5 protein-coding genes and 1 pseudogene are annotated in these 5,340 nt (G+C 61.0%); 1 reads left to right on the top strand and 5 read right to left on the bottom strand.

Annotated features, from left to right (window positions below; all coding sequences use genetic code 11):
* Positions 1 to 110, top strand: a pseudogene (locus AC1DKD_RS38740) (IS630-like element ISCARN39 family transposase); the annotation flags it as partial.
* 197 nt (positions 111 to 307) lie between these two features.
* On the opposite strand, the gene AC1DKD_RS38735 reads toward AC1DKD_RS38740, so the two are convergent.
* The 5 genes from AC1DKD_RS38735 to AC1DKD_RS38715 form a co-directional block, all read right to left on the bottom strand.
* On the bottom strand, positions 308 to 850 hold the full coding sequence (locus tag AC1DKD_RS38735) for a DUF6496 domain-containing protein (RefSeq protein WP_441633116.1): 543 nt from the start codon (positions 848 to 850) through the stop codon (positions 308 to 310).
* A 435-nt stretch (positions 851 to 1,285) separates the two neighbouring features.
* Positions 1,286 to 1,840: a DUF6036 family nucleotidyltransferase gene (locus AC1DKD_RS38730; protein WP_441633114.1), complete on the bottom strand. Its 555-nt coding sequence runs from the start codon at positions 1,838 to 1,840 to the stop codon at positions 1,286 to 1,288.
* Positions 1,837 to 2,529: a helix-turn-helix transcriptional regulator gene (locus AC1DKD_RS38725; RefSeq protein ID WP_441633112.1), complete on the bottom strand. Its 693-nt coding sequence runs from the start codon at positions 2,527 to 2,529 to the stop codon at positions 1,837 to 1,839. The genes AC1DKD_RS38730 and AC1DKD_RS38725 overlap by 4 nt, the downstream gene beginning before the upstream one ends.
* Before the next feature lie 979 nt (positions 2,530 to 3,508).
* Positions 3,509 to 3,841, bottom strand: coding sequence for a hypothetical protein (locus tag AC1DKD_RS38720; protein ID WP_156177179.1), 333 nt, complete (start codon positions 3,839 to 3,841; stop codon positions 3,509 to 3,511).
* Positions 3,842 to 4,100: 259 nt separating this feature from the next.
* Positions 4,101 to 5,340, bottom strand: a 1,240-nt coding sequence (locus AC1DKD_RS38715; RefSeq protein WP_477144518.1) for an AMP-binding protein, incomplete at its 5' end; no start/stop codon positions are given.

The raw sequence follows: 5,340 nt of genomic DNA, 5'->3' as shown, positions 1-5,340 counted from the left end.
GCCCACACTCGCTCACCGAACTCAAAACGACCGCCCGCAATCGGCTGCGCAGCGCACAACAACGCGCCAACATCATTGCCGCGTGCTGGAAGCAGGCCGAGTTGTGGTGATGTCATCATTTATACAAGGATCAATAGTGCGAACAGCCGCTGGCCAGCATTCTGGCGTGCGCCTGCCCGCAGGTGTTGAGGCGACGCGAGCAACTCCACTGATAGCCAAGAGAACCCAAACGCGGCACAGCGAATTGCGGCAGGTTTCCGCGGCTGAAGAGGGGCCGCCGCCCTCCCCTGCCTGCTGCTGACTTATGCTAGCGGCCGGCCTGCTTTTTTGTTGCGCGCGTGCGCGCGGCCTTGCGGGCCGCTTCGGAACGGCCGGCCGCCCCCTTGGTGACGGCGGCCTTCTTGGCGGAAGCTGAACGATCGGCCGCGGTGCGTGTGCTTGCCGCGCGCTTGGACTGTGCGGACAGCGCGTGACGCGAAGCGCCTGCTGTGCCTTCCCGCTTGAGTGCCTCAAGAGCAGCGCGGGCGCGCGTATCCTTGCTTTCTGAACTAGCCCGTCGCGGTGCCACCTTGCCGTCGCCACCCTTGGCGGCAGACTTGGTGGGCGTTGACCTGATGCCCACGGACTTGGTCCCCGTCCTTGTAATGTCCTTCTTCGGCGGCACATCAATGCCGGCGCGGCGTGCCTCCGACAAGCCGATCGCTATGGCCTGCTTGGCCGAGCGCACGCCGTGCTTACCCCGGCGCACGGCTTCGATCTCGTCGTGAATGAAATGGCCGCCCTGGGTGGTCGGCGCCTTCCCTGCCCGCTCATCTGCCCTGGCTTGGGCTATGCTCGATGCCCTTGGCATGGTCGTCTCCATGACTTCCCGCGGTTATCCGGTATGGGTCATTGGCAGATGCGAATGTCCGCGGCGCTGATCGGGCCCGCCATCTGCCTGCGGGCTAAAGAAAACAGATGCAAATGCCGTTCCAGGCTTGCCACTTGTCCGGCCACTGCCACGCACAGAGACGACAGTAGTGCTGCCGCGCGCGAGATCTGCACGCCCTATGACGAATTTACAAATTGCTTGCCCGCTAACCATCGCCTCGTTTGGTGATGTGGCGAGCCGCGCCTGAGCCGTCTCCGCGATCGAAAACGGCAAACAGCAACCTATTGATTTAAGGCGGTGTTTTACTACCCCCGGTAAACTGCATAGAAATCAAAGGGACCCCCAGAAGGCGTACGGCGCCGTCGCGGGCTGACCGCCGGTGCACCACGCTCGCTCCTGTCGCTTTCGGTACCGCTATTGCTTTGCGTCTACCTGCGTCTGAGCGATGCCCACCCATCGTTTGACGCGAGCTCGCAGCCGGCCCTTTGCCGCAGTGTCGATCGGCATCTTATCGACCATCGATACGGCCATGTCTGCCTCCACGTAGCCGTGCACCAGCAGCGCCACGTTGAAGTCTCGGTCTTTGTCACGGTTCGCGACGGCCTTGGCCATGAACAGATCGATGGCGCTCAGGCAGTATCCGATGCGGCTGTTAGTAGCATCGTTCTGGATCTTATCGACTCGCCCCAACCATCCGTCAGGCAATACCGCGGTGTCTGGTCCGACGCCTTGCGCGTAGTAGCCATTCGTCTCGTGGAATTGAGAGCCCTCGCCGATCGAGCCATCGATGTCATCCGCCTTCTCGTGAGCATGGAGCGGATAGATGTCGGCCTCCGCCGACGCGGTGAAGACCTCGGGCAGATGTGGATGCCCGCCAAGAAGGGACTGGCTGCCGACGATGACAAACTCGTACTCGTCGGTGATAACGCCCGACGCGCGAATGATGTGCTCGAGATCCTCCCGCTTCATTGTGGTTCTCCATCGGACTCATCTTCGGGCACGTCGCCGATCACCACGCCCTTCTTGAGCGCCTGAACCTGAGAAATCACCTCGCGGCGGACCTCCTCTGGCAGCACGGTTGGCAAGGGTGACGCCTGCCTGAGCTCCTGCGCGCGCTTCGTGCGCCCCAGCGCCCTGCGCCACGCTTTATTGGCCAGGATGTGCTCCCATTCAAGCCAGAGAGAGTCTGAACGAGACGGACCCTTTGCGCGCCAGGCCGCGAGCGTGTTGAGTGCACGCTGACGGAGTTCGGGGTCCTCGCGCAACAACCGAAATGCCCTTTCGTGAAGCGCCATGCTCTGCAGATCCTGGGCCTGGTGAAGCGCCGAATCCGCCCTCACCGTCACCTGAACCTGCGGGCGGCCGCGGTGCGTGTTCGACCCCGCGGAGTTCGGTGGCGCTGGCTGGAATGTGTCTGACACCAACAAAGCGAGGTCACCCGCGACACCGAGAGCCGACATGACGCGGAGTAAGGTGCCGATCGACGGCGTGGGATCGCCAGCTTCGACAGATGCGAGCGTGGTTCGCGAGATGCCTACCTGCTCAGCCAACTGACTCGCCGTCAGCCGCTTAGACTTGCGGAGGCGCCGGAGCCGATCGCCCAGTGTCAAAAGCAACTGGCGCTCGATGAGAGGGTTCGTTTCTTGGCAATGGATCATATGTTCAGTAGACTAGGCAAAAAGCCGCATTTTGTCCAGTATGTTGAACATCTGATGGGTGGCGCCTTCTTCTCCTCGCAGCTAGGGGTCATCGTACTTTTGGTGCGAAATCTGGCGCTAGCAAGCCGGGATGCCGCTTGCGGCAAGGCTTTCCAGGTTACTTGGCACCGCGTACCCACCGATCTCACAGGTAACTGATTGCAAAGGGTTTTCAGGGCAGAACCGCCAGATTTCGCATCAAAAGTATGATGACCCCAGATTTGAGGAAGCTGCGGAGCAGGATCCTGCGTTGTCGTCTCAAAGAACCGTTAGGCCTCAACATTGTTCCGGCGGATCGCTGGTGTAAAGCAACCTGCTCCCTTGGGGATTGGGAATCACGTGGTCACCCCGCCGCTCAAAAATTAATCAGACCCGAGGAGCCCGCCGGGCATCTGGTCCTCGCGCGGTTTGTCCACAGGCTTATCCCGTGGCACGGTGGACAAATGTTACTGCCGCCCACGCCCCTCAGGCCGGACCCGGCTTGAACTTGGTGCGTGTCGTCGGCGCCCGGCGCCTGGCCGTCGCCAGGTGGCGCGTCGCATTGGAAGCGGGTCGTCCTATGCAGCGCGGCCTGGTAGGCGGGATGCCCCGGATCTATGCGCCTGATAGCTGACATGACTGGCACCTCCTCAGAGGATTCTAGTCCGAAAAGGCACGGCGATTATGCCGCCTTCTTGAACACGCCATGTGCTCGTTCTGGTGGACGCCGGCAACGGCGAACGGTTGCCGCCGGCAAGACCGATGAGCCAGCGTACGGCCTACCGGATTCGTCGTTTGGCTCGTAGAAGGCCATAGCCGGTAACGGCAAGGCCCTGGACGCGCACACCACAGGGTACACCGTTTGGACATGCAGGACTGAAGGTAGACCTCCCCCCAACAGGCCGTTGCCGACCCGTTGCCGTCATTCGCGTCCGGCGGATGGGACGACCGTTCCCAAAGTCTAACGGTCGTTGGTGGCTTGCACTGCCGGCAGGACTGCCTTCAGCGCTGCGGCCAATTCAGGTGCCCTTGCTTCATCTCTCAGGATCCTTGTCAGCCATGCCTCAAAGGTAGCCAATCTCGCTTGCTTCAGGTGTTGAGCTGCAAGGGCAAGCAACCCCTTGTTGTCATAGATGGTCAGTAGGCTACGCAAGTCCCCACATGCCAATGCGTCCTGAATCTTTTGAGTTGCTCCCGCGGCGAGGCCTGCGACATCCAGGCTTGCGGTCTGAGCGCTGTACTCCGCAATTAGCTCGCCGACACTTTTGGGGCCGGAAAGGTTGATCTTTTTCAACGTCCGATCGATTCGACGGCGACAGAACCTCACGACGACCTCGGCGGCTGCTGCCGGCGACTGCAAGGTGGCGAAGATAGCCGCCCTCAGTTTGGATATGGGTCCGAAATATGGTTTCCCCACATGCCCGACTCGGGTGACCAAGCTTGCCCTATGCGGCTGGGGAGCTCCATCTCGCCACAGCTGGCCTGCCCGCGTCGCTTTGCGTGGTGGATTCCACGACGAGCCGCCGGCTCGGGATGGAGATTCTGCCAAGGACCTAAACGTTCGAAAGGTCCGTAATGGCTTCGCGGCTTCCCGCCAGTTCCCGCAATCTGAATTTCTGAATCTTGCCCGTTCCCGTCTTTGGAAGTACCCCGTAAATGACCCTCACCGGGCACTTGTAGTGGGCCAGGTGCTCACGACAGAAGCGGATGATGTCAGCTTGGTCTGGGGCAGCGACGCCGGGCCTCAGCTCGATGAACGCGCAAGGTGACTCTCCCCACTTCGCGTCTGGTTGAGCGACTACAGCAGCGATCAGGACAGCCGGATGCCGATGGAGAACGTCTTCGACTTCCACCGAAGAAATGTTCTCACCACCAGAGATGATGACGTCCTTCGAGCGGTCCGTAATCTGGATATAGCCGTCCGGATGCATCACAGCGACGTCGCCTGTGTGGAACCAGCCCCCATTGAATGCGCTGGCAGTGGCCTCGGGATTCTTGAGGTAGCCCTTCATCACGATGTTGCCGCGGAGCAAGAGCTCACCTTGAGTTTTGCCATCCCGGGGCACAGGCTCGCAAGTGACTGGGTCAGCAACACGAAGGTCTTCCAAGCCGGAGGCCCGATTGCCCTGGCGAGCCATGAGGCGCGCTTTCTCATCCATCGGCTTATCGCTCCATGCCGGGTTGATGAAGCTGCTCACCGGGGTGCCGGATGCTTCCGTAATGCCGTAGACGTGTTCAACTTCGAACCCCATCTCGATCACTGACTTCAGCACTGCTGCAGGCGGCGGTGAGCCGGCCGTTCTAACTCGGACAGTACGCTGCAGTTGACAACGCTCAGCATCAGAACAGTTGGCGAGCGATGCCAATACGATCGGTGCTGCGCAGAAGTGATCCACGTCATGCTGCTTGATGGCGCCAAAGATATTCGCCGCGGTCACCTTTCGCAGGCAGACGTGCGTGCCGGCAGCGGCGGTGATCGCCCACGCGAAGCACCAGCCATTTGCGTGGAACAGGGGAAGCGTCCACAGATACACCGGCCGACGGGGCATGCCCCAATCCGTGAGTTGGAGCATGCTCATCAGGTAGGCGCCCYGATGGCTTGGTACGACGCCCTTCGGGTCCGATGTGGTGCCGGATGTGTAGTTCAAGGCGATCGCGTCCCATTCCTCCTCCGGCCATACGCCCGGAAAGTCAGCGTCACCTTCAGCGAGGAAGGTTTCGTACTCCATCTCGCCGATCAGATCGCCGGTGGGTGCTTCGATGTCAGCGATGTCGATGACCATGTCGATGACC

The sequence above is a fragment of the Cupriavidus sp. 05T313 genome (assembly GCF_056396665.1).
This window is presented reverse-complemented; position numbering and strand designations above follow the sequence as displayed.